We start from the raw sequence: 21,339 nt of genomic DNA on the forward strand, positions 1-21,339 counted from the left end.
GCAACGACAGCCGGAGCAGCCATCCTACTGGAGGCTGCTCCGGTTTTATTCACTCCAAATAGACTTGAGCTTGTGAACGGTGCATGTTGGCATAACGATGCTCCCTCCTTCTGCAAATACGGTCATGCCAGTGCTTGTTTCTTGCGGATAAATTCGGCTCGTTATTACCGTTTCTCCATCATTAATGAACACTTCAACCGAAGAACGATCGATAAACAAGCGAACATCGATTGTGGCCGCAGACTTGATTGAAACCGTCCGTGCTCCGCCTGGCCCTTCCCCTGAGCGAGATCGATCCAACGTAACCGTGTGCTTCAACAAGTCAAATCGAAGCACCGTTTCCTCGCTCCCATCTGCCGCACAGCAAAATCTGATGCCAAAAGCAGAAGCATCCGAATCAACAAGAGCGAACTGGGCTTCAAGCTCGACTAGGTTGCCTGATGAAAGGATGGGGTGCACGTGCTTGACGTGAAGCGGGCCAATAGGGGTCGATTGTTGGCGCAATAACGTCAACTCTTCAATTGGTTTCATTGCTATTTTTCCTTCTTCAGTAAGCACCAATTCCCTTGGCAAAGTCATCGCCCCTGCCCAACCATGCTTCTGGCTTGGCTTTGGCGATTCCCACATATCCATCCAACCGATGGCAATCCGCCTGCCTTTGCCGTCCAACAACGTTTGCACGGCATAAAAATCATGCCCGTAATCAAGCTCTGTAAAGCTGCTTCGTATAAATTGGCCATTCACATAATCACCCACCATATAAACCGTTTGATGATGATTTAAATACCGGTCTCCTTCTGGCTCAACGCCTTGTGGTGAAGCAAGCAGCACATATTTATCGCCGAGCTTGAAAAAGTCCGGGCATTCCCACATATAGCCTTCATTGCCACCGTCATTTTGGGCAAGCACACCTCGGTATGTCCATTCTTCAAGGTTAGCCGATTCATATAGCAACACTTGCCCTTGGTCATGTTTAGTCGCCCCAACAACCATGAACCAAACACCGTTTTCACGCCACACTTTTGGATCGCGGAAATCCTGCCCCATCCCTGCTGGTTGTTGGTGAATCACCGGATTAGCGTTTGCTTTATAAAAGTGGATGCCGTCACGGCTACGGGCAATGTTTTGGTTTTGCACAATGACATCTTTTTCAGGATCAATGACATTGTGGCCTGTATATATGAGTGTTAGCGTACCCTGGTCGTCTACCGCACTTCCTGAAAAACAGCCATCGCGGTCATACGCCTCACCAGGAGCTAAAGCAACGGGCAAATGGTGCCAATGAATAAGATCATCGCTTATTCCATGGCCCCAATGCATCGGGCCCCATGTTTCCCCATATGGGTAGTGTTGGTAAAAGGCATGGTATTGGCCGTTGAAATAAATGAGCCCATTTGGGTCATTCATCCACCCCGAAGGCGCCATTAAATGATAGCGAAGCCGATAGGCAGCACGTTCATTTTGGTTTGCTTGAACGGTTTTTGTAGCTTGCGTCACTCGTTCTCTATGGCTTTTATTTCCGTGTACTTGATTCATCCCTATTGTTCTCCTTCTCCTGTTGAATAAACCCGTATTCTTTTTTCGAGGCGGTTTTTTTGCTCTCTGGCAACCACTTCGGCACTCCCTTGGCCAACTGCTGCAATCATCACTCCTCGTTCTGTTTCATCGATAATGGTGACGATGTCCTCATCACTGCTTCCCCACTCAATCACTTCTTCGCCCACGTTGTAATCTGGTTTCAAATCGGCTATAAGCTCTCTTGTTTCCCCAATCTCCAACCGAACTGTTTCTTCATTGGTCACAATCCGCTCCAGCTGCCCCTCGGTCACACGGGCACGCCACACATTATGCAAGTGGATTGCTTGTGCATGCTGGACATGGATGGAGCCGCCGTCAGCATACCATTCAATCCCTGCATTCGTTGGATCCGTATAAATAAGGGATGTAAACGTAAGCTCACCATCATTGATAAACCATTCGATCGATGATTCATCGACAAGCACATCCAGCTTCATGAACCCCCGTTTTGCATCATAATCTGCCTCATAGCGCTGTCCGAACGGAAATGGTTGGCCATTGCGATCGATTATGGTTTCCAGCCCTGCATTGGTACGATCTAAAAACACTTTCTGATATTCTCCATCAAAGCCAAGAAGTGACTCGACACCATTACCATGCCTGAGCCGCAAGCCAAATTCTCGCAAATCTTCCCACGAAACTTCGGCCGTAAAACGGTAAGTCGTCCCTTTAAAATCGAGCGGAGTTGCCTCGTTGGCAACGTCAAAAGGAGCAAAATCCTGTTGTTTGGCATAAATCGTGTCAAGTTCGGATATCGGCTTTTGCCGTAGTCGCACTTGCCCGTTGGAATTTGTATACAACCCTAACTCTCTTGGAATCGACATCGCTCCCATCCATGGATCGGTTGGCGATTGGTACGGATACCGCCAGTTCGCCATCCAGCCGAGCCAGACCGTCCGGCCATCCAAATTCGCAAATGTTTGCGCTGCATAAAAGTCCTGGCCTATATCAGTAATCAGCACTTCTGCGGCATCATTGTCGTTTGTAAAGGCAGTCCCATCAAATTCACCGACAAAATATTGCGCAGTAGAGCCATTGGTTTCATCATTATCGCCTACACTAACGTGGAGAACCCACTTTTGATTGTCCTCATCGCCGTCAACTGGAAGGCGGAACAAATCAGGACATTCCCACACTGCAGCATGCAATCCTTCCCCGGCACCAAACTGGCTCGCAAATGCCCAATCAATCAAGTTGTCAGAATGGTAAAAGCTGACGGTCTGATTCGTTGAGACTACCATGACCCACTTTGCCGTTTCCTCATGCCAAAACACTTTCGGGTCGCGGAAATCTTTCATGCCAGTGTTCGGAATAACAGGGTTACCAACATACCGTTCCCACGTCCGTCCATCGTCTTTGCTGTAAGCAATCGATTGGGCTTCGCCCCCCTCTGTGTTTGTATAAATCGCAACCAACCCTGGTTTCCCGCCAAACAAACCGCTTGTATCCTTCTCATCAACAACTACACTACCGGATAACGCTTGACCTAAATGATCACGTTCTAACGCAATCGGCAAGTGCTCCCAATGAAGCAAATCCTTGCTAACAGCATGGGCCCACGTTCCATTTTTTTGATGGAATAAATGGTATTCCCCTTTATAAAATACGAGCCCATTTGGATCAGCTAAATTGCCCACAGGGGTAGAGAAGTGGTACTGTGGCCTATACCGTTCTGTGTAATAAGAAGCGTCCTCTCTTAATGACGCCATTCTTTCCCCTCCTGTTTCAAGCATCGTGCAACTTGTGCCTATCATCAGAAACGCCAGCAAAAAAAGCGTTTTTGTAAACAATCTCATTGGCTCTCCATTTGTTCATAGTAGCGGTCATACGCATCTTGGCGGATTTGCAGCCATTCTTCTAAGCCCATTTCATACAGCTGGTTTACATAGGCTTCCCATTCCTCTTCGACGCCGCCTTCCATAAGCCAACGGGCATAATTTCGCTCAATGACATCCATTAAATCCGCTTCTAGGAAATGCAACCGGTCTAGCTCTTCTTCGTTCATAAAGACATTTGGGTAACTCTCTTCCCAAATAAAATCGGCGTAATACGTTTCAATATCTTGAAGTCGCTGTTTGGCCCGCGGCTCCATATCTACTACAGTGCCGAAATGTTCTTCTAATACAACAGATGGGCCCATCGGCGCCACTTTTTCACGAAATTCGCCCATGGTGATCCCTTCTGGCAGCTCTTTATTCACAAGCATGCCATTTTCGTCTTCCTCATAAATGTCACCAATCGGTCCCCAATTAATCTGGGCCGACAAGTGTGGGTCATATAGTTGGTCGACCCATCTCATTGTCAATTCTGGATTTTCATTCGCCGATGTAATGACAAAGGCACCGCGATGATGTTCATGATGGTTAGAACGCCCATACATCCGATCCCCATTCGGCCCCTCAAGGGGACCAAGCAAGACATAATCCTCAGCTCGCTCTAAGCCGACAACAGATTCAATTTCCCAAAAAATAAAGGCGCCTAAAGGGTTAGGATCTTGTTTCCCTTTAGCCAAAAACTGTCCTGTGTCATGGGTAAACACTTCTTGGTCGATCAGCCCTTCTGCAAACCATTCATGGAAATACGCGATCGCTTCTTTATACTCATTTTGAACGGCTGTAAAAATGACTTCCCCGTCCTTTACAACTAGTTTGTTTGGGTTATCAGGTAGGCCAAAGGCTGCAAAAAAGTCGCCTAAATAGCCTTGGAATCCGTCATTTGGCGTAAAGCTCAATCCTTCATCGGCTTTGCCGCTTCCATTCACATCATGCTCACGGAAAGCCCTTAATGCCTCACGCAGTTCATCCAACGTTTCTGGTTTTTCAAGCCCTACTTCATCAAGCCACGCTTGGTTAATCGCTGTAAAATTGGCAAAGGGAACAAGCCCCATTTCTTCTACTCGTGGCAATGAATAAATATGTCCATCTGGAGCTGTTAAAACAGCCAACAGCTCAGGGCGTTCATCTAAAATCTTTTGTAAGTTCGGCGCATATTCTTCAATTAAGCCTTCAAGAGGGATAATGGCGCCATCACGGCCATAGCGGACAAGGTCATAATCACTAAAACCAGCATTGTAAAAAGCATCAGGCAAATCATTGCTGGCGAGCATTAAATTCTTCCTCTCAGCATAGCCATCTCCAGGAATGTTGTTCCAGTTAATGTTAACATTGGTCATATTTTCTATTTCTTTAAAAATTGTCATTTCTCCAAAATTTGGCGCCAAGGCAGACTTTGGCGATACAAACTGTAAAGACACATCAACTCCTTCGTCGACAAGAGGCAGCCCCGTTTCATTAAATTCTACTTTCTCAGCATTGTTATTTTCCTGGTTGCTTGATTCATTATTGCAGGCAGACAAAGCAATGACAGAAACAAGCAAACATGTGGCCCGTTTTTTCATACACGTTTTCCCCCTTTTGTTAGCCTTTAATCGATCCAATCATCACGCCTTTTACAAAATATTTTTGCAAAAATGGGTATAAAACAAGCAACGGTAAAGACGAAACGATAATGACTCCGTATTTAATTTGTTCTGCTACAGCAAGCTGTACTTGATTCGATTCAATGTCGCCAATCATTTGCGTCGATGCCTCACTTTGGATGAGCAAATTTCGTAAAATTAATTGCAACGGATAAAGCGAATCATTATTCAAGTAAATCAACGCATCAAAAAAAGAGTTCCAATGAGTGACGACATGAAAAAGCACCATGACTGCAATAATCGGCTTTGACAACGGCAGAACAATTTTTGCAAAGAAACGAAAATCATTGCAGCCATCAATTTGTGCTGCTTCTAGCATGTCTTTCGGAATCGATGTCTGAAAAAAAGTACGGCAAATAATGACATTCCATAACCCAACTGCATTCGGAATCACCATTGCCCAAATCGTATTCACCATTCCTAAATCGCGAACGACAAGATACGTTGGAATCATTCCTCCATGGAAAAACAACGTAACCACCAAAAACATCATAATGATATGGCGCCCTGGCAAATCTTTACGGGAAAGGGCGTATCCAGAGGTGACCGTCAACGACACGCTTATCGCCGTACCAAGTGTTGCGTATAGAAGTGTATTTTTAAAACCATTGACAATATTGTCATCTTGAAAAATACGCTTAAAACCATCAAACGTAATATCCTTTGGCAAAAGGAGTACATCCCCGGCAAAGACACGGTTTGGATCGCTTATTGAGGCAATCACAATAAAGTAAAGTGGATATAACACAAGCAGGCAGCCAATTGTCAGCAACGTGACATTGACTATATCAAACGCCTTATCGCCTCTTGTCCGTTTCCATTTGTCCATTCGATCTTCCCCCCTACCATAAACTACTGTCGGACATTTTTCGCGCAATTTGGTTGACTGTGACAAGCAAAATCAAGTTAATGATGGCATTAAATAACCCGACTGCTGTGCCAAAACTATATTGCGCTTGCTGGATGCCGACCTCGTACACATACGTTGCAATAATATTAGATGATTCTTTATTTAGCGGTGTTTGCATCAATAGCGCCTTTTCAAACCCAATGTTCATCAAGTTTCCTAGCGCTAAAATTAACATGATAACGGAAATCGGCATAATCGCTGGTATATCAATATGCAGCATTCGTTTAAACTTACTGGCGCCGTCCATTACCGCCGCTTCATGCAAAGATGGATCAACCCCGCTCAATGCAGCCAAATAAATAATCGCTGCAAAGCCTGTTCCTTGCCAAACGCCGGAGAACACATATAACGTTTTGAACCATTCTGGACTCGCCATAAAATTGATTGGTTCGCCGCCAAACAGTCTAATCAAATGGTTGATTAAACCACTTGATGGCGATAAAAAAACAAATAAAATTCCCACTAATACAACGACAGAGATGAAATGAGGTGCATACACGACTGTCTGAAGAAATCGTTTATATTTGTGGCTAATAAGCATGTTCAGCATTAATGCCAATAAGATTGGCAGCGGAAACCCAACGGCAAGTTCATAAATGCTTAAAACAAGGGTGTTTTCCAAAATAGTCCAAAATTGATAAGACTGAAAGAAACGCATAAAGTGGTCTAACCCGACCCATTCACTGCCCCATACTCCTAAGCTTGGCAAATAATTTTTAAACGCAATTTGCAACCCATACATGGGGTAATACTTAAATATAAGAAAGTAAATAATCGTTGGCGCCAACAACACATACAATTGCCAACTGCGAAGCACACGGACGAACTTCTTCTGTTTTTGTGGTTGAATGTGCCCCAATCTGGCACGATTGCCCTTAATGCGTGATGGCTGTACGACAGACATCTGTTTCCCACCTCCTTTATTATGAAAAGCGCTTTCAAGACGATTTTATGTCAACCGGTTTCATATGTCAACCGGTTGACATAAAAGAAGGCAAAAAACATCTCCGAACGTTCGGCAATGATGTTTTTCGCCTTTGCTTTGTTCATACACTATTCCCTCTTACTAATTCAATGCTATGCACATATTCTTTTTCAAGCGCCTTCTCTGGTTGTTCTATTTGCTGAATGAGAATTTGCACTGCTGTCTCTGCCATCGTGATCATCGGCTGCTTGATTGTTGTTAGTTCAGGCACATGCTGACGAACAAACTCCGTGCCATCATATCCGATCACTTTCACGTCTTCAGGAACACGCTTGTTTCGGCGACGTACTTCTTGGATGACCTTTAACGCGATGCTATCGTCACTTGCAAAGACACCATCCATCTGTGGTTGCTGATCAAACAAAGCACAAATCGCTGCTTCCGCTTCCGCTTGCGATAAAACGCTGCGAATTTCATAGGTCATAGCGGGCAAACCGTATCGTTGCATGACTGCTTCATAACCGTTGCGCCGAAGGTTGGCAGGTGTCTCTAGTTCAGCAGGCCCATTAATATGGACAATGTTTTTACAACCGGCTTCGATAAGCGTGGCGGCTGCGAGTTCTCCCCCTGCATAATTATCGGAACTAATGACTGGGATCCCACTTGATAAATAGTGGTCAAATGCGACTGTAGGCATTTGCTCGGACACGTCGATTAATCCACGGTTGTATGTACAGACGATCACGCCATCCACTTGATTGCGCCGCAGCATTTCCCAGTAATGTGCTTCTTTTTCTGCATTGTGTAAACTATTGCAAAGAAGCACTTTTAATCCAGCTAGCGCGCAAAAATGTTCAATTCGCGCTGTTAGTTCCCCGTAAAACGGGTTAGCGGTTGTTGGTACAATCAAGCCAATTAAATTGGAGCGTTTATTGTAAAGCGAGCGTGCTAAATCATTTGGGATATAGTTTAACTTTTTCATTGCGTCATAAACTTTTTGGCGTGTTTCTTCACTTATGTAGCCACGTTTGTTCATTACTCGTGAAACAGTGGTTGGCGAAACCCCTGCCGCTTTGGCCACATCGCTAATTTTCGGCTTTATTTTAAACACCCCCTATTCTTCTGCCTTCTATATTAATGAAGCCAGCGCTTTCACACAATAAAAAAAGCCTAAAGCCATATGGCCATAGGCAAGCTATAAAAAAAGCAAGTAACCAATGAATAAGAGAATAACCCAAATCGGCAAGCTAATCAACGTACCCCAAATAAGTCCTAAAACAAACCGTCCGTCTTGCATATGGCGATCCTTCATCTGCAAGCACCCCTTTTTAGCATCTTAAACAAAAAAGGGCTGGTTTATACCATTTTTTTAAAGCGTTTTCTTACTGATATATCAAACAACCAATACATGGGTTGCATTTTCGCTTTTCGATTCAATGAAAGTTGTACGGCGCCTTAGATAGCGAAGACTTTTTTGCAGTTTAGAGAAGTTGCATGATACCCATCAGTGTGAATTAGGTTGCCGCTGAACAAAAACCCCATTTTCCACTAACTCAGATCGACTAATTGCTCCACTCGTCATTCTACTTACAAACACTGCCGCTACACCGGGAAGTAAGAACGCATGGCCAACGATCGTCATAGACAGCAGCACGGTAAACAAAATGAGTTGGAGAAAAGCGGCAATCGTATAAAGGGGGTTTGCTAACAACAGTTTCATGCTCACGAGCATCGCTTTTGGCAATTTTAATCCGTATTTTATGACGAGCGGCACCGTATAAAGCTGGCTTAAAGCAACCATGCCAGCAAAGTACGTTTGAAAACAGGCAATCGCAAAGGCAAACCAGGTGTCTTCGACGACCCATAACCACCAAGAAGAAGCGACAATCAACACAAATATGCCGAAAAAGCAAGCAAAGGCAATTCCCTGGATACAATGGGTTTTCGTTGCTTTTAAAAACGTTAAAAGCATTGATCCTTTTTCCTCTTGCAGCATCGTCTCAACTGCTCTGCTTGCGCCAAACCAAACTGGCCCTCCGGCAAACAAGGCAAAAATAATCGCCAACTGCCAAGGCAAAAACAAGATACCTGGCAACATGATCAGCGAAACGAACAAACTAATAGCAACGACCGAAACAATGGATTGGTACAAATCCTTTGCCGTTATTCGCAAAAGCGCTGTCACTGAAAACATAGACTCACCCTATTCGTTGTTGGCTTGTTTTATCGAACAAATGAATTTTATCGATTTGCAGAGAAACGGTCACTTCTTCTCCGGCCTGGACAAATGATTCCCCTGATACTTTTGCAATCGTATTTGTGCCATTTAAAGAAAAGTAAACTAAGTTTTCCGAGCCCAAATGCTCACATACGCGCACTGTGACAGTGGCATGGCCATCGCCTTCAGTAAGGCGGATATGTTCTGGACGAATGCCGCAGACAACTTCTTTGCCTATATAGCTAGCGATCTTTTGTTTCAATGCTGGAGCCAGAGGCCATTTGCTGTTTCCCACTTGGAGATACTCACCGGAAACGATTTTTCCATCCAAAAAATTCATCGCCGGCGAACCAATAAAGCCGCCAACAAACATATTCGCCGGTTTGGCGTACAGTTCTTGTGGCGAAGCAATTTGTTGGATTTCGCCTTTATTCATAACGACAATCCGTTCACCTAATGTCATCGCCTCTACTTGGTCATGGGTAACATAGACAATTGTCGCTCCAAGGCGCTGATGAAGCTCCGCTAATTCAATCCGCATTTGCACACGCAGTTTCGCGTCAAGGTTGGAAAGGGGCTCATCAAATAAAAACACTTTTGGATCACGGACAATCGCACGGCCAAGGGCGACACGTTGCCGCTGCCCTCCAGACAATTCCTTTGGCTTCCGTTCCAGCAAGTCATCGAGCCCTAAAATCGTTGATGCATAACGAACCTTTTCGTCAATGATGCTTTTGTCGATTTTCATATTCTTTAAGCCGAAACTTAAATTTTCTTTGATCGTCATATGAGGATAAAGCGCATAATCTTGGAACACCATCGCAATGTCCCGGTCTTTCGGATGGACGTGGTTAACAAGTTGGTCGTCTATATAGATGTTTCCTTCTGTCTGCTTTTCAAGACCGGCAATCATTCGCAGTGATGTCGTCTTGCCACAACCTGAAGGGCCGACAAAAACAAGAAATTCTTTATCGTTGATCGTAAATGTGGCGTCTTTCACGGCTGTAAAGGTGCCGCCGCGCTTTTCGTCCACAAATGTTTTGGTAATGTGGTCAAACACAATCGTCGCCATTTTCCACCTATCCTTTCACGGCACCAATGGTAATGCCTTGCAAAAAATACTTTTGCAGCGAGAAAAACAACAGAAACATCGGCAGCGCTGCGACCACAGAACCGGCCATCATTGCCCCAAAGTCAGTGGCATCGGCAAATTTAAAACTAGCCAAGCCAATTTGAATCGTCCGCATCGAACTTGTTTGTGTAACTAGAAATGGCCAAAAAAATTCATTCCATGTCGCCACGAACGTAAAAATAGCCAACACGGCTAAGCCTGGTTTTGAAATCGGCAAAATGATTTTGTAAAAAATACGCCACTCGCTGCAACCATCAATCCGTGCCGCTTGAATGAGCGATGACGGCAAAGTCGACATGTATTGTTTCATCAAAAAGATGTTCCCAACTGTAGCAAACATCGGCAGCATGATCGCGGTATATGTATTGCCTAGCTGCAACGTGTTGACAACAATAATATAAACAGGGATCAATGTTACTTGCGCCGGGATCATCATCGTTCCGAGTAGCAGCCAAAAGATCGTGTTCCGTCCCGGAAACCGCAACTTCGCAAACGCATAGCCTGCCAACGAGCAAAACAACACATTGGTTACTGTTAACACAGATGAGACAAACAAGCTATTCAACAGCCAACGGACGGCATCAGTTTCCGTGAAAAAACGCACGTATGTGGCAATCGATGGATTCTTCGGGAACCATTCAGGAGTAAAGGAAGACGCCACTGCCGTATCCTTAAAAGACATGACCAGCATCCAATAAAGGGGAATCAGCGTAATAACAATCCAACACAACAAAAGTGCGTAACTGACCATTTTTGCGGCGATTGCCTTTCGTTCAGGCGGGCGGTTAAGAGGCGCCTTTCTGTTTGCCGCTGGTTGGTTCATGGCAACCACCTCCAGTTAAAATTCTACGTCGCTTGCCATTAACTTGAATTGAAATACAGAGGCAACAATAATGACGATCCCTAAAGCGAACGATTCTGCTGCTGCAAGGCCAAATTGGTAATATTCAAATGCATGTACATAAATTAAATAAGCAATTGTTGTGGTTGCAAAGTTCGGCCCGCCTTGTGTCATTAAATAAATGCTCATGAACACTTGGAATGAAGTAATGATGCCCATTACGAGCAAATAAAGCGTTGTCGGCTTAAGCAATGGCAATGTAATATTAAAAAATTGCGATAAAGGACTGGCATGGTCAATGTCTGCCGCCTCATACAGCGATTTAGGAATACCTCCGAGGGCAGCCAAATATAAAATGACACCTGCCCCATGCCCAGTCAGCCAGCTCATTAAAATGAGGGAAAATAAAGCAGTGTTTGAACTGCCTAGCCACATCTGCGGATCAATCCCAAAGAGGCCGAGTATCATATTCACGAGGCCCATATTCGTCGGGTCGTAAATCCAAAACCATACGAGCGCCATCGTCACGCCTGAAGCGACTGTTGGCAAGTAAAGAGACGCTTTAAAAAAAGTTTGCATTTTTTTGCCGCGTGGGAAAATCAAAACGGCTAGCACTAATGTGATCGCGACGCTGACAGGCACAGTCGCAATTGTAAAAATAAATGTATTGCGCATCGACTTCCAAAATACATCATCATGAATCATCGTTTTATAATTGTCCAACCCGATAAAGGTAGAACCCATTACATGGTATTGTTGAAAGCTCATAATAAATGCGTAAATGACGGGAATGAGCGTAAACAGCAAAAATACGAGAATCGGCACAGCAATAAACAAATAGCACCAGCCGTAATCACGAAAAAACAAACGCCATTTCGAAGGCGGCTGAATCGTCATAGCCATGGATGTTCCTCCTTTCCTTAAGAGAGGGGGAGTCCCCCTCTCTCAGCCTGTTGCTTTAAGGTTTGAATTGCGCTGATTCGGCCTCTGCTTTAAATTTTTCCAACGCTTGTTCAGGCGTTGTTTCACCATTCATTAATGCTTGGAATGTCGGCACAACGACTTGCGTATTAAACATATCGTCTTTGGCCGCTAGCTCACTGTTGATGTTGTTAGGCGGCAAGACTTTGCCTGCTAAACGTTGGGCAGCCCGTTCATTCAGTTCAGAAAGAGGCAAATCGTAATCAGCGGCTGCTTGTTTATGGACAATCGGCAAAGCGAGCGCAGAAGACGCTTGCCCGATCGCATCCGCTCCAGCTAAATGTTCCAGCACTTTGACGCTGTTTGCAATATGCTCTTCCGTTGCCCCTTTTTGCGTAAACAACAAATAGCCTTCTGCCCCGCCTCGAGCTACTTCTTCTTGCCCTTCATTATGCGGCGTAGGCAATAAGACAACTTCGATTTCCTCGCCGTCAATGTCGCCGTTTCGGATATCTTCGTTGCGTTTCTCTGCACTTGGTTCAAAATAAGGGATAGCCCTGCCATAAAAAAGCGCTTGGTAATTGTAAAACATTTCATTCCGTTTCGCCGCGTCAATTGCTGCCGTTTCATTTGGCATGATGCCTTCCTCACGAAGTTTGACAATAAACTCCAACGCTTCTAAAATCCGCTCGTCTGTCCAAGCGATTCCGTCCTCCGTCATCCGGTAAGGAAGGCCATTGTTGCGGGCAAGATGATCAAGCAGTTCCTCGTCAACGCCTTGGAATACAAATCCATATTGGCGGTCGCCATTGTCGTTCGTTTGCTCGCCGATGTCAGCAAGCTCATAAAATTCATCCCATGTCCAGCCTTCATTTTGAATTTTCTCATAATCTATTCCGTATTCCTCTAACAGCGCTTTATTCCCGCCCCATACATGAAGGTACTGATAGAGAGGAAGGCCGTACAAAGAACCTTCAATCCGCATATGATCGAGCGCAACAGCATCATAGTCAGCTAAATCAATATTAAGTCTATCGTCCAGCTCTACTAAAAGCTGTGTTGCTTTGTATTTTCCGAGTGCTTTGCCGAAATACAAGTCAGGCGGACTGCCTGTGTTTAAAGCAATATCAAACTTTTGCTCTCCTTCTGCCCAGGAAAGGATCTCATACTCGATTTTTATATCAGGATTGGCATCTTCAAATTCGGCTATTGACTCTTTCAATTCGCTTTCATACTCTTCATGTACTGGGTATGTCCAGACTGTGACTGTGTCCGTTGAATTGCTTGCGTTTCCGTCATTTCCTGTTTCTGCGCTATTGCAAGCGGCTAGCGATACAAGTAAAACACTTGCTGCTGTAGTATAGAGCAGCCATTTTTTCATATGCTTTCCCCCTTAAAACCGATATTTACATTGATTGATGACGAAGCCATCACCTCCCGTCATCGCTTACCGATACAGGTAAGCGGCCATTTGCCTCGCCACGGCCAAATAAGTATGCTAAAGCTGCCACAACTGCTGGCTCCGTAGGCTCATAGGTGGCCACAAACGTTAACGAGTTGGACACGAAGCGATAGTCATAAGGATTTTGCGTCGCCACAATAATTGGCTTATGCCCTTTCGCCATTAATGCGTGAATGAATCGTTGCTGGTAGGGCGCTTGGGCAATATTCGATGTGGCCACAATGATTTGCTCATAAAGATCTGCCTCAGCTAAACAGCGCTCCCATTTTTGGCTTTCATCGTCAAATGCGATTGCTTTTGCCACTGCCGCTTGTTTATAGAGCGCCTCTACAAGTGGATGATCTTCATCCTGCCTTTCTTCTGCAGGTGTTCTATGCTGAACGTTCCCATAAAATAGCAGCACTGGTTGATGAGGGGATAGCTTTCGCTCGCCAATTGCCGTCACCCCGTCAGCATAAATGGTATTTGCCTCGCTTTGCCGAAACGTTGATCCGACGTTCTTCAAATCCTCTCGCCGGGGCAGCCGATCCCAAGACAAATACTTTGCTTTTAAAGCATCAATGCGCTGAAACGACATGTCCAGCCGTTTTTGGTCAAATCTCCCTTCGGCAAAAGCCGCCTCTAACGCAGCGACTGTAGGGCGTTGCCTGCTTTCGCAGTGTGAGACTACAAGCATATCTGCACCTGCAAGCAATGCGGCCACAGCACCCTGGGCGGTGCCGATCGACCCGGCAATCGCCTCCATTTCTAAGCAGTCTGTCATCAATACGCCTGAATAGCCTAGTTCGTGCCGTAAAAGTTCGGTCATTACTTTATAAGAGATCGTCGCAGGAACTGGCTCCGTCTCCAGTGCTGGGAAATGGATATGAGCGCTCATGATCGCCTCCGCGCCTGCTTCTATACACGCTTTAAAAGGCACAAGTTCCACTTGTTGAAGGCGTTTTAAGCCATGGGGAATGGTCGGCATGGCATGGTGCGAGTCAACAACCGTATCGCCGTGGCCTGGAAAATGCTTCAGTGTAGCAATGACGCCCTCTGCCTGCATCCCCGTCATCATTTCCTTCGCAAAATCTCCGACTTTGCTTGGGTCCTCACCAAATGAACGGACGCCGATCACTGGGTTGTTCGGATTATTGTTCACATCAGCCACCGGGGCTAAGTTCCAGTTAACACCTACAGCGCGAAGCTCTTTCGCCGTCAACTGCCCGACAATGGAGGCATAACGGCGTTTGTGCGTTGCCCCCAGAAGCATCGCTCCTGGCAGCGCTGTTACACCACTTAGGCGGCGTACCGTTCCGTTTTCTTGGTCGACGCAAATCGCCAACGGGCGCTCGTGACCAGCTTCCTTTGCTGCTTTTTGTAAATCGCTCGTTAAGGTCAACAATTGTTCAGGCGTTTCAATGTTACGACTAAACAAAATGATGTTGCCGACATAATGGTTACGGATCATCGCCTTTATTTCCGGCGTCGCTGTTGTTCCATGAAATCCAAAGACTAGTAACTGTCCCAACATTCTTTTTTGTTCTTCATCCATGGCCTTCCCTCTCCCTTAAGCCGTTAAAAATGGCCTGTAAAACGGATTTCTTGTCCTTTTGCTAGCTGTTTTGCGGAGCGAGCAAGCACCGCGCCATCGACAGGAGGAATGTCACATCGTCCCAAGAGGGAGCGTTACTCTTTTTCCAGAGGCAGCTTTCGTTCCCTTTCTATCATCCTATCAATGAAAATAGGCTTTTATGCCTCCCAATCAAACGATGCGCCCCACCCGAACATGGCCGCTTTTCTTATATTATTTTCCGCTTACCTAGAGGATTATCGCATCCTTTTATCGAACCAATTGTCCCTAAGAATGGATTTCACGTTTGCGCTTAGGGGCACCAAACAGCGCAGACGGCTCAGCCTTAAACAAATCGGAAATGGCGAGGGCCACATACAAACTCGGAAGCCTAGACCCTTGTTCAATCATTCCATAATAACTTTCCGTGATGATGATGTCGTATCTTCTCTTCAACAGACTAACGACCTTTTGTTGAGACCAGTTTCTGCTTTTTCGTAAGGAAATTAATTGATCCCTTTTGCACAATGTGATCACTCCCCAACATGTTGTAGTTTCAGTTTACCCAACAAATAATTGGCAGTCAATAGAATGGCACAATAAAAAAGAGTGCAAATTTAAATAAACAGTTGAGTAAATTATTGCGAACATGCAGGAAGGGTATGCTTATGGTCGAGCTGAATAAACGATTGCGCGAGTTGCGAAAGGCCCACCAGTTAACCCAACAAGATGTTGCTTCCTTTCTCGGCATTACCGAAAGTGCATACGGCTTCTATGAGCAAGGCCGGAACGAACCTTCCCTTCGCAAGCTAAAACAGCTTGCCGAAATCTATCACGTTTCCATTTCTTATCTTGCCGGAGAAACAGATCGTATCAATGAACAAACGCAGCGCTATTATTTTAAAGATTTGGATAAGGAAGAGCAGGAATTTTTAGAGGAGCAGTTGAAGTTATTTAGAAAGATTCGAAAAAACAGACGATGCAGTGACCTCCAATGAAAATAAGTGCATTTAGAGGTTTACCATTTTACAATTTGGGGAACAAAGCATATAGCACGAATCCCTATTAAAAAGGAGTGGTCAAAAACATACAAAAAGAGACAAGGTATGTCCTTGCCTCTCATAACGAATTTGTCTAACGCATTAATGTTTTAGCGAATTATAACGAATCTGTTGTCTATCCCTATAATATTTGAGACTTATCTACAAGTCAACCCTTAAGATTCGACAAATCTCCACCTAAAACATCACTACGCTTTCGACAAGGGTGCAAGCCAACTGCGCCCTTGTTCTGTTAACGCTAGACTTGGTTTAATATCCCCATTCTTCAATTCTTTGTTTTCAGTGCCAAGCAGCTTTTCTACTTTCAATAAATCAATCAGTTCACTCGCTGAATTGGCAGGAATGCCAAACTTGATCGAGAATTGGTTTCTCAACCACGGCGCCCCTAAATACAATTCATTTTCCGAGCCAAAGCGTTGTTCCCATTCCTCGACAAAACGAAGGGCATCCAGTTTATAGGATTCCAAATGGTACTCCTTGATTTCTAGTTGCAAAAAGTCACGCAAGTCCTCGCTATAATGGGAGTAATTTGTAATATCCGTATGTTTTGGCGCTGCCTCTGATAAATAATAAAGTTCCACACGTTTCCCTTTATACATCAGCCTGCTCATAATCGGAACCATATCGCTATCCGCTGTGACAAATACATAACAAGAAATGTTCTCGTCTTTATAAGTGCTCTCAATTGCGTCTATGCAAAGTTCAATATCCGACGAATTTTTGCGGGAATCGCCTTCCTTATCGTTTGAATAGACGTGGCGTATTTGGACGCGCTGCTTTTGGAGATCAGTCAAGCTTGAACGGATTCTCTGGAAGTCCGCATAAGCGCGAAACGTGCGGACTTGGTTTTGCCCGTACCGATCCCATAAACAATTAAATAAATTCTTTTCTTGCTCTTCGTGGTTAGGGTTGTGGTTGTACCGGTTCATTAGCGTCCAATACACATTGTCATAATCAATAAAAATCGCTACATTGTTATGGTCTTTTGTTTTAAACATATCTTCTCTTTCATCTGTGTGTACTTTGCTCATTCCGCTAGCTGCCTTGCGCGATTTCTCGCTGTCCTCCCAAGACAGCCTCCCTCCTATTCATTCCATGAGGACGATGTTTTGTTCTGCTGCCACGAATGGTCTGTAGCTCTAGTGTACGATAAAATCCAGAAAAAGCCTATGAAATTCTGGCTTGTTCACTTGGGCAAATCGTTTGTCTTCATAGCCAGCAGTCAAAACAAAACAATCCTGTTCCAATCTATGCAAAAACAACATGCTTCATACGTTGTTAAAAAAAGCTTGACAGTTTATCTGTATCAAGCATATAGTACACATAGACGCTCATGTATGAATCACTTAATACATACACACAAAAAGAGGTGACTTATGCGATTTCTATCGTTGCTGCATTTTGAATGGAAGCGTGTGTCCAAGGTGTATTTTTTCCTTTTCGGCCTTGTCTCCGCGATCCAGCTAATTGCGATTTATGTCTTGGCCTCAACGCAGGCTGCCCACTTCACAAACGAAGCTTTAATTACAAACGTATCACTTGAGCAAATTGCCGAGTCCTATTCGATTCGTTGGGAGTACTTGTACAGCGAACTTCCTATTATTGGTTCGATAATGATGGCGATTGCAATCATGCTCGTTTATTCGTTGCTTATTTGGTACCGTGACTGGCTCGGTAAAAACAACGTCATCACTCGGCTGTTAATGTTGCCAATCAACCGTGCTCAATTATTTGCAGCTAAGCTGTTTTTACTGTTTCTACTCGTTCTTGGTTTAGTCGCGCTGCAAATTGTACTAGCCGCAATTGGCAACAAAATCATTGAAGCAGTTGTGCCGAGTGAACTCTTTCTTGCTCCGTTAACAATGGCGCAAGTGATGCAAACGAACAGGTTATTTGGCTTGCTCATTCCCCTCGACCCATTTGTATTCGTCCTTGCTTATGGCCTAGGTTTTGCCTTTTTAACGGCCTTGTTTTCCGCCATTCTCCTTGAACGCAGTTTCCGTATCAAAGGAGCATTGTTAGGAGCGCTTTATTTGGCTTTTGTCTTTTGGTTGAACAGTTTCTTTTTTATGAGTGACTTATATGGACGTGTATTCCCGTCAGAAGCACTATTGATAGCTGTAGCAACGGGATTGACGACGGTCGTGTTGTCTTCCTGGCTAAGCATTTACTTAATCCGGAAGAAGGTGAGTGCCTAATGAACCATTTTAGTACGAAACGCTACATGGTGTTGTTCGTATTTATTGCGTTTTTGTCAGTGACCATCACCTACTTCTATGTAGCCATTTCCGATCGTTTAAACATTGAACCGATTCCCTTTGAGTGGGAAACCATTTCCGGCGACGAATCGTATTTAGAAAGAGTGCAGCTAAGCGGTTACTTGCAGAAAAGTCAAGATTCCACAAGCAATTCGCTTTTATTTGAAACAGACGGGCACACTGTCGCCTTTGGCGAACCATTGTCATGGCTTGAACGCTATGACGCAGGATATGACCCTTACTATGACCGCATCGCGTTTGAACATCGGTCTTTATTTCGACCACTTGTTCATGATTTGTATACCTACATTGACGTGAATGACGAAAATAACCAGGTTGCTGCTATTAGCCTCACACAGGATCAACAGGAAATGTTGATTACAGTCCTTGAGAACAACACAGGCGATTCCATGCAAGCGACCATTTCTGTTGACGGACTTCAAGACGAAGAAACAGGTTATATTTCTTACGCTTATGTAGAAGGCAATACTGTTTCCGTCATTTTGGAAACAATGGCGGAAACGCCAACGGGCGAGCGCTTTTGGTTTTATGTAATTGACTTAGAGAAACAAGCGATTATACAAAAAGCCAGCCTTGCCGATTTGGCTACCGATTCGGTTGCCAGCAGCAGTGCCTATGTATTTTTTGATTTTAAACAGCGGCCAGCGGTCATTTTGGACATCGATGGATCGCTCGCTTTTTACGATTTCAAAACGAACCACTTGTCAGAAATCGACACAAGCAATGGACAAAACATGATCAATGCTTCAGAAACAGAAGACGGCAGTGTCATACTGTTAGGGGGAACGGACGAACAAATCGTCTACCGTTTTGAAACGGATTCTCCAGATAAGATCACTCAGATCGGTGAACTGCCAAAGGTACTAACCGAAAATGAAGACCACTATATAGCTGGTTTCACCGAGGAAAACGGCTTTCTTCACTTGCTTATAGACGAAACGATGCCAGAAGAACATCCGATTGTTTCCAGCTATAGTATTTACACAGTTAAACTAGAAGACGGACAAATCCTCTATCATGGGAAAACCGAGTATAGAACCGAAAATGGATATCTTCATTTCCATAAATTGGAACGTGCATAAAAAGAAGGGAGCGCTTGATGAACATTCAATTTAACACCCGCGAGCCCGTTTACGCACAAGTTATCCGCTACTTTAAGGAGCAAATTGCTACCGGAAAGCTTGTTGCCGGGCAGGAAATCCCTTCGCGCCGCGAACTAGGCGCGACATTAAAAATCAATCCAAACACAGCGCAACGTGCCTATAAAGAAATGGAGGATCAATTGTTGATTCATACTGAACGGAACAAACCTAGCCGGATTACGTATGACCAAGACGTACTTGACTCCGTCCGTGATGAATTAATCCAGGAGTCAATTGATACATTTTTGCAAGCAATCCGCACCATCCAAGTTCCGCTCGACGAAGTCATTGCCATGATCCAAGCTAGCTATAAGGAAGGGGAAACGGAACATGATTGAAGTAAAAAACGTCTCGAAGAAATATGGCCGCAAAGCTGTGCTGCATAACGTCTCGTTCATAGCCAAACGCGGGGAAATTACTGCGCTAATCGGCATTAATGGCGTCGGCAAGACGACTGTCCTGAAAATGATTGCGAATTTAACTCCATTAAGTGGCGGAGAAATTAAGATCGACGGCAGCACACTTTCGCCAAAGGGATATGAAACATTGACATTCATTCCTGACGTCATCCCGATGCCGCCCTCAATGACGATTGACAAAGCAATTGTTTTTATGCGCGACTTTTATAAAAGCTGGAACGATGAGCGCGCCAATGAACTCGTTAAATTCTTTAAGCTTGATCGTGCGGCAAAAATTGCTGATTTATCAAAGGGGAATACAGCCAAAGTAAACCTTCTCCTTGGCCTATCGTTAGATACACACTACGTGCTAATGGATGAGCCGTTTTCGGGCATTGATATTTTCAGTCGCGAACAAATTACCGATTTGTTTTCCAGTGGCTTTCTCGAAGATCGCGGCGTCATTATTACGACTCATGAAATCAATGATATTGAACATTTAATAGACAAAGTCGTTTTTCTTGATGAAGGGCGTGTCCTTAAGCAGTTCGATACAGAAGAAATGCGCCTAGCTGAAGGGAAGTCGATTGAAGATGTAATGCGTGAGGTATACCAGTCATGAAAAGCTTTTTAAAATTGTTTGATTTTGAACTGAGGCGCGTCATGCCTTTGTTTCTCGGAGCACTCGGCTTGTTTGCACTCATGCAGTTTGCCGTCGTCTTCATCTACACGCAAACTACATTAAACGAATATAACGCTCATTTGGCATCTGGCCGAACTGCTGCCGAGTTCTTAATGGAAAACGGCCCTATTTCGATTAGTTTGTTTTTGTTCAGCCCCCTTTATGTAGGTCCGCTGCTCTTCCTATTTGGCGCACTATTTTGTTACGCGTTGTTGATTTGGTATAAGGAGTGGTATGGCAGCCACCCTTTCATACACAGGCTGCTCATGTTGCCAAACAGCCGGATGCACGTTTATTTTGCTAAACTATCAGCCATTGCTTTCATGGCGGTCGTCGTTTATGCATTCCAATTGTGTTTGTATCCACTCCAAGACTTGTTTTTATCACTGCGCCTACCAAATGAAATTTTAGAAACAGGCAATTTGAATGCAACACTTGATTTTGTCTTTATCCATGTGTTTGACACTGAAAACTACTTGGTGGATCTGTTTATCATGTTTGGCTGCGGGCTATTCGCATTAACAACGATTTTTACTATGGTTTTAATTGAGCGGTCTTTTCGTTTAATAGGGATTGCCTTTGCGCTTTCTTATGGTGGAGCCGTCCTATGTGCGGCGACCGTCCCTCTCGGAATGCTGTCAGGGCAAATTTATGATTCAGAGCGTTTCTTTGTGGGGATTGCGCTAGTCACTCTGTTAATTGCCATTAATCTTCTGCTGTCCAGACGGCTCATCGCCAAATATGTGACGGTGTAGGAGGC

At 44.6% G+C, this 21,339-nt stretch carries 20 protein-coding genes; 6 read left to right on the forward strand and 14 right to left on the reverse strand.

Annotated features, from left to right (window positions below; all coding sequences use genetic code 11):
- Nucleotides 1-45: 45 nt before the first annotated feature.
- From BUC05_RS14245 to BUC05_RS21275, 13 genes are all read right to left on the reverse strand, one after another.
- Nucleotides 46-1,536, reverse strand: coding sequence for a glycoside hydrolase family 32 protein (locus BUC05_RS14245; RefSeq protein ID WP_011247957.1), 1,491 nt, complete (start codon nucleotides 1,534-1,536; stop codon nucleotides 46-48).
- A gap of 2 nt (nucleotides 1,537-1,538) precedes the next feature.
- Nucleotides 1,539-3,287 carry a GH32 C-terminal domain-containing protein gene (locus BUC05_RS14250; RefSeq protein ID WP_035203605.1) on the reverse strand — a complete coding sequence of 583 codons (1,749 nt, stop codon included), beginning with the start codon at nucleotides 3,285-3,287 and terminating at the stop codon, nucleotides 1,539-1,541.
- A gap of 83 nt (nucleotides 3,288-3,370) precedes the next feature.
- Complete coding sequence (locus tag BUC05_RS14255) at nucleotides 3,371-4,975, reverse strand: ABC transporter substrate-binding protein (protein ID WP_035202797.1); 1,605 nt, start codon at nucleotides 4,973-4,975, stop codon at nucleotides 3,371-3,373.
- A gap of 19 nt (nucleotides 4,976-4,994) precedes the next feature.
- Nucleotides 4,995-5,885, reverse strand: coding sequence for a carbohydrate ABC transporter permease (locus tag BUC05_RS14260; protein ID WP_035202798.1), 891 nt, complete (start codon nucleotides 5,883-5,885; stop codon nucleotides 4,995-4,997).
- 13 nt (nucleotides 5,886-5,898) lie between these two features.
- Complete coding sequence (locus tag BUC05_RS14265; RefSeq protein WP_035202799.1) at nucleotides 5,899-6,870, reverse strand: ABC transporter permease; 972 nt, start codon at nucleotides 6,868-6,870, stop codon at nucleotides 5,899-5,901.
- 142 nt (nucleotides 6,871-7,012) lie between these two features.
- A complete protein-coding gene (locus tag BUC05_RS14270) occupies nucleotides 7,013-7,993 on the reverse strand; it encodes a LacI family DNA-binding transcriptional regulator (RefSeq protein ID WP_035203608.1) in 981 nt (326 codons plus the stop codon).
- A 402-nt stretch (nucleotides 7,994-8,395) separates the two neighbouring features.
- Nucleotides 8,396-9,085: a hypothetical protein gene (locus tag BUC05_RS14275; protein ID WP_051881158.1), complete on the reverse strand. Its 690-nt coding sequence runs from the start codon at nucleotides 9,083-9,085 to the stop codon at nucleotides 8,396-8,398.
- Between the two features lie 4 nt (nucleotides 9,086-9,089).
- Nucleotides 9,090-10,181 (reverse strand): ABC transporter ATP-binding protein, encoded by a 1,092-nt coding sequence (locus BUC05_RS14280; protein WP_011247964.1) that lies wholly within the window; start codon nucleotides 10,179-10,181, stop codon nucleotides 9,090-9,092.
- Between the two features lie 7 nt (nucleotides 10,182-10,188).
- Nucleotides 10,189-10,992, reverse strand: a complete 804-nt coding sequence (locus BUC05_RS14285) for a carbohydrate ABC transporter permease (protein WP_035203614.1) — start codon at nucleotides 10,990-10,992, stop codon at nucleotides 10,189-10,191.
- Nucleotides 10,993-11,079: 87 nt separating this feature from the next.
- Nucleotides 11,080-11,985: a carbohydrate ABC transporter permease gene (locus BUC05_RS14290; protein ID WP_084140067.1), complete on the reverse strand. Its 906-nt coding sequence runs from the start codon at nucleotides 11,983-11,985 to the stop codon at nucleotides 11,080-11,082.
- Between the two features lie 55 nt (nucleotides 11,986-12,040).
- Nucleotides 12,041-13,384, reverse strand: coding sequence for an ABC transporter substrate-binding protein (locus BUC05_RS14295; RefSeq protein ID WP_073305177.1), 1,344 nt, complete (start codon nucleotides 13,382-13,384; stop codon nucleotides 12,041-12,043).
- A 49-nt stretch (nucleotides 13,385-13,433) separates the two neighbouring features.
- Nucleotides 13,434-14,999 (reverse strand): beta-N-acetylhexosaminidase, encoded by a 1,566-nt coding sequence (nagZ, locus tag BUC05_RS14300; RefSeq protein WP_011247968.1) that lies wholly within the window; start codon nucleotides 14,997-14,999, stop codon nucleotides 13,434-13,436.
- A 306-nt stretch (nucleotides 15,000-15,305) separates the two neighbouring features.
- Complete coding sequence (locus tag BUC05_RS21275) at nucleotides 15,306-15,554, reverse strand: helix-turn-helix transcriptional regulator (RefSeq protein ID WP_107588934.1); 249 nt, start codon at nucleotides 15,552-15,554, stop codon at nucleotides 15,306-15,308.
- 131 nt (nucleotides 15,555-15,685) lie between these two features.
- On the opposite strand from BUC05_RS21275, the gene BUC05_RS14310 reads away from it, so the two are divergent.
- On the forward strand, nucleotides 15,686-16,015 hold the full coding sequence (locus tag BUC05_RS14310; protein ID WP_011247969.1) for a helix-turn-helix domain-containing protein: 330 nt from the start codon (nucleotides 15,686-15,688) through the stop codon (nucleotides 16,013-16,015).
- Between the two features lie 251 nt (nucleotides 16,016-16,266).
- Here BUC05_RS14310 and BUC05_RS14315 read toward each other — a convergent pair whose 3' ends face one another.
- A complete protein-coding gene (locus tag BUC05_RS14315; RefSeq protein WP_011247970.1) occupies nucleotides 16,267-17,109 on the reverse strand; it encodes an NYN domain-containing protein in 843 nt (280 codons plus the stop codon).
- A 345-nt stretch (nucleotides 17,110-17,454) separates the two neighbouring features.
- Here BUC05_RS14315 and BUC05_RS14320 point away from each other — a divergent pair, with 345 nt between their 5' ends.
- The 5 genes from BUC05_RS14320 to BUC05_RS14340 are packed head-to-tail and all read left to right on the forward strand — an operon-like array spanning nucleotide 17,455 to nucleotide 21,334.
- On the forward strand, nucleotides 17,455-18,276 hold the full coding sequence (locus BUC05_RS14320; RefSeq protein ID WP_011247972.1) for a hypothetical protein: 822 nt from the start codon (nucleotides 17,455-17,457) through the stop codon (nucleotides 18,274-18,276).
- Complete coding sequence (locus BUC05_RS14325; protein ID WP_011247973.1) at nucleotides 18,276-19,439, forward strand: hypothetical protein; 1,164 nt, start codon at nucleotides 18,276-18,278, stop codon at nucleotides 19,437-19,439. The genes BUC05_RS14320 and BUC05_RS14325 overlap by 1 nt, the downstream gene beginning before the upstream one ends.
- Nucleotides 19,440-19,456: 17 nt before the next feature.
- Complete coding sequence (locus BUC05_RS14330) at nucleotides 19,457-19,837, forward strand: GntR family transcriptional regulator (protein ID WP_011247974.1); 381 nt, start codon at nucleotides 19,457-19,459, stop codon at nucleotides 19,835-19,837.
- The gene (locus BUC05_RS14335) at nucleotides 19,830-20,519 is read left to right on the forward strand and encodes an ABC transporter ATP-binding protein (protein WP_011247975.1); all 690 of its coding nucleotides are present in this window, start codon (nucleotides 19,830-19,832) and stop codon (nucleotides 20,517-20,519) included. Before BUC05_RS14330 ends, BUC05_RS14335 begins: the two co-directional genes overlap by 8 nt.
- Nucleotides 20,516-21,334 (forward strand): hypothetical protein, encoded by an 819-nt coding sequence (locus tag BUC05_RS14340; RefSeq protein WP_073305179.1) that lies wholly within the window; start codon nucleotides 20,516-20,518, stop codon nucleotides 21,332-21,334. The genes BUC05_RS14335 and BUC05_RS14340 overlap by 4 nt, the downstream gene beginning before the upstream one ends.
- Nucleotides 21,335-21,339: the final 5 nt, after the last annotated feature.

Origin of the sequence: Shouchella rhizosphaerae, from assembly GCF_900142675.1 — a bacterium.
Classification (GTDB): domain Bacteria; phylum Bacillota; class Bacilli; order Bacillales; family Bacillaceae_D; genus Shouchella; species Shouchella rhizosphaerae.

Excerpts from the sequence above, each read along its gene's own strand:
- BUC05_RS14245 (WP_011247957.1), bottom strand. The coding sequence starts at position 1,536 with ATGAATCAAGTACACGGAAATAAAAGCCATAGAGAACGAGTGACGCAA.
- BUC05_RS14250 (WP_035203605.1), bottom strand. The coding sequence starts at position 3,287 with ATGGCGTCATTAAGAGAGGACGCTTCTTATTACACAGAACGGTATAGG.
- BUC05_RS14255 (WP_035202797.1), bottom strand. The coding sequence starts at position 4,975 with ATGAAAAAACGGGCCACATGTTTGCTTGTTTCTGTCATTGCTTTGTCT.
- BUC05_RS14260 (WP_035202798.1), bottom strand. The coding sequence starts at position 5,885 with ATGGACAAATGGAAACGGACAAGAGGCGATAAGGCGTTTGATATAGTC.
- BUC05_RS14265 (WP_035202799.1), bottom strand. The coding sequence starts at position 6,870 with ATGTCTGTCGTACAGCCATCACGCATTAAGGGCAATCGTGCCAGATTG.
- BUC05_RS14275 (WP_051881158.1), bottom strand. The coding sequence starts at position 9,085 with ATGTTTTCAGTGACAGCGCTTTTGCGAATAACGGCAAAGGATTTGTAC.
- BUC05_RS14280 (WP_011247964.1), bottom strand. The coding sequence starts at position 10,181 with ATGGCGACGATTGTGTTTGACCACATTACCAAAACATTTGTGGACGAA.
- BUC05_RS14285 (WP_035203614.1), bottom strand. The coding sequence starts at position 10,992 with ATGGTCAGTTACGCACTTTTGTTGTGTTGGATTGTTATTACGCTGATT.
- BUC05_RS14290 (WP_084140067.1), bottom strand. The coding sequence starts at position 11,985 with ATGGCTATGACGATTCAGCCGCCTTCGAAATGGCGTTTGTTTTTTCGT.
- BUC05_RS14295 (WP_073305177.1), bottom strand. The coding sequence starts at position 13,384 with ATGAAAAAATGGCTGCTCTATACTACAGCAGCAAGTGTTTTACTTGTA.
- nagZ (WP_011247968.1), bottom strand. The coding sequence starts at position 14,999 with ATGGATGAAGAACAAAAAAGAATGTTGGGACAGTTACTAGTCTTTGGA.
- BUC05_RS14310 (WP_011247969.1), top strand. The coding sequence starts at position 15,686 with ATGGTCGAGCTGAATAAACGATTGCGCGAGTTGCGAAAGGCCCACCAG.
- BUC05_RS14315 (WP_011247970.1), bottom strand. The coding sequence starts at position 17,109 with ATGAGCAAAGTACACACAGATGAAAGAGAAGATATGTTTAAAACAAAA.
- BUC05_RS14320 (WP_011247972.1), top strand. The coding sequence starts at position 17,455 with ATGCGATTTCTATCGTTGCTGCATTTTGAATGGAAGCGTGTGTCCAAG.
- BUC05_RS14325 (WP_011247973.1), top strand. The coding sequence starts at position 18,276 with ATGAACCATTTTAGTACGAAACGCTACATGGTGTTGTTCGTATTTATT.
- BUC05_RS14330 (WP_011247974.1), top strand. The coding sequence starts at position 19,457 with ATGAACATTCAATTTAACACCCGCGAGCCCGTTTACGCACAAGTTATC.
- BUC05_RS14335 (WP_011247975.1), top strand. The coding sequence starts at position 19,830 with ATGATTGAAGTAAAAAACGTCTCGAAGAAATATGGCCGCAAAGCTGTG.
- BUC05_RS14340 (WP_073305179.1), top strand. The coding sequence starts at position 20,516 with ATGAAAAGCTTTTTAAAATTGTTTGATTTTGAACTGAGGCGCGTCATG.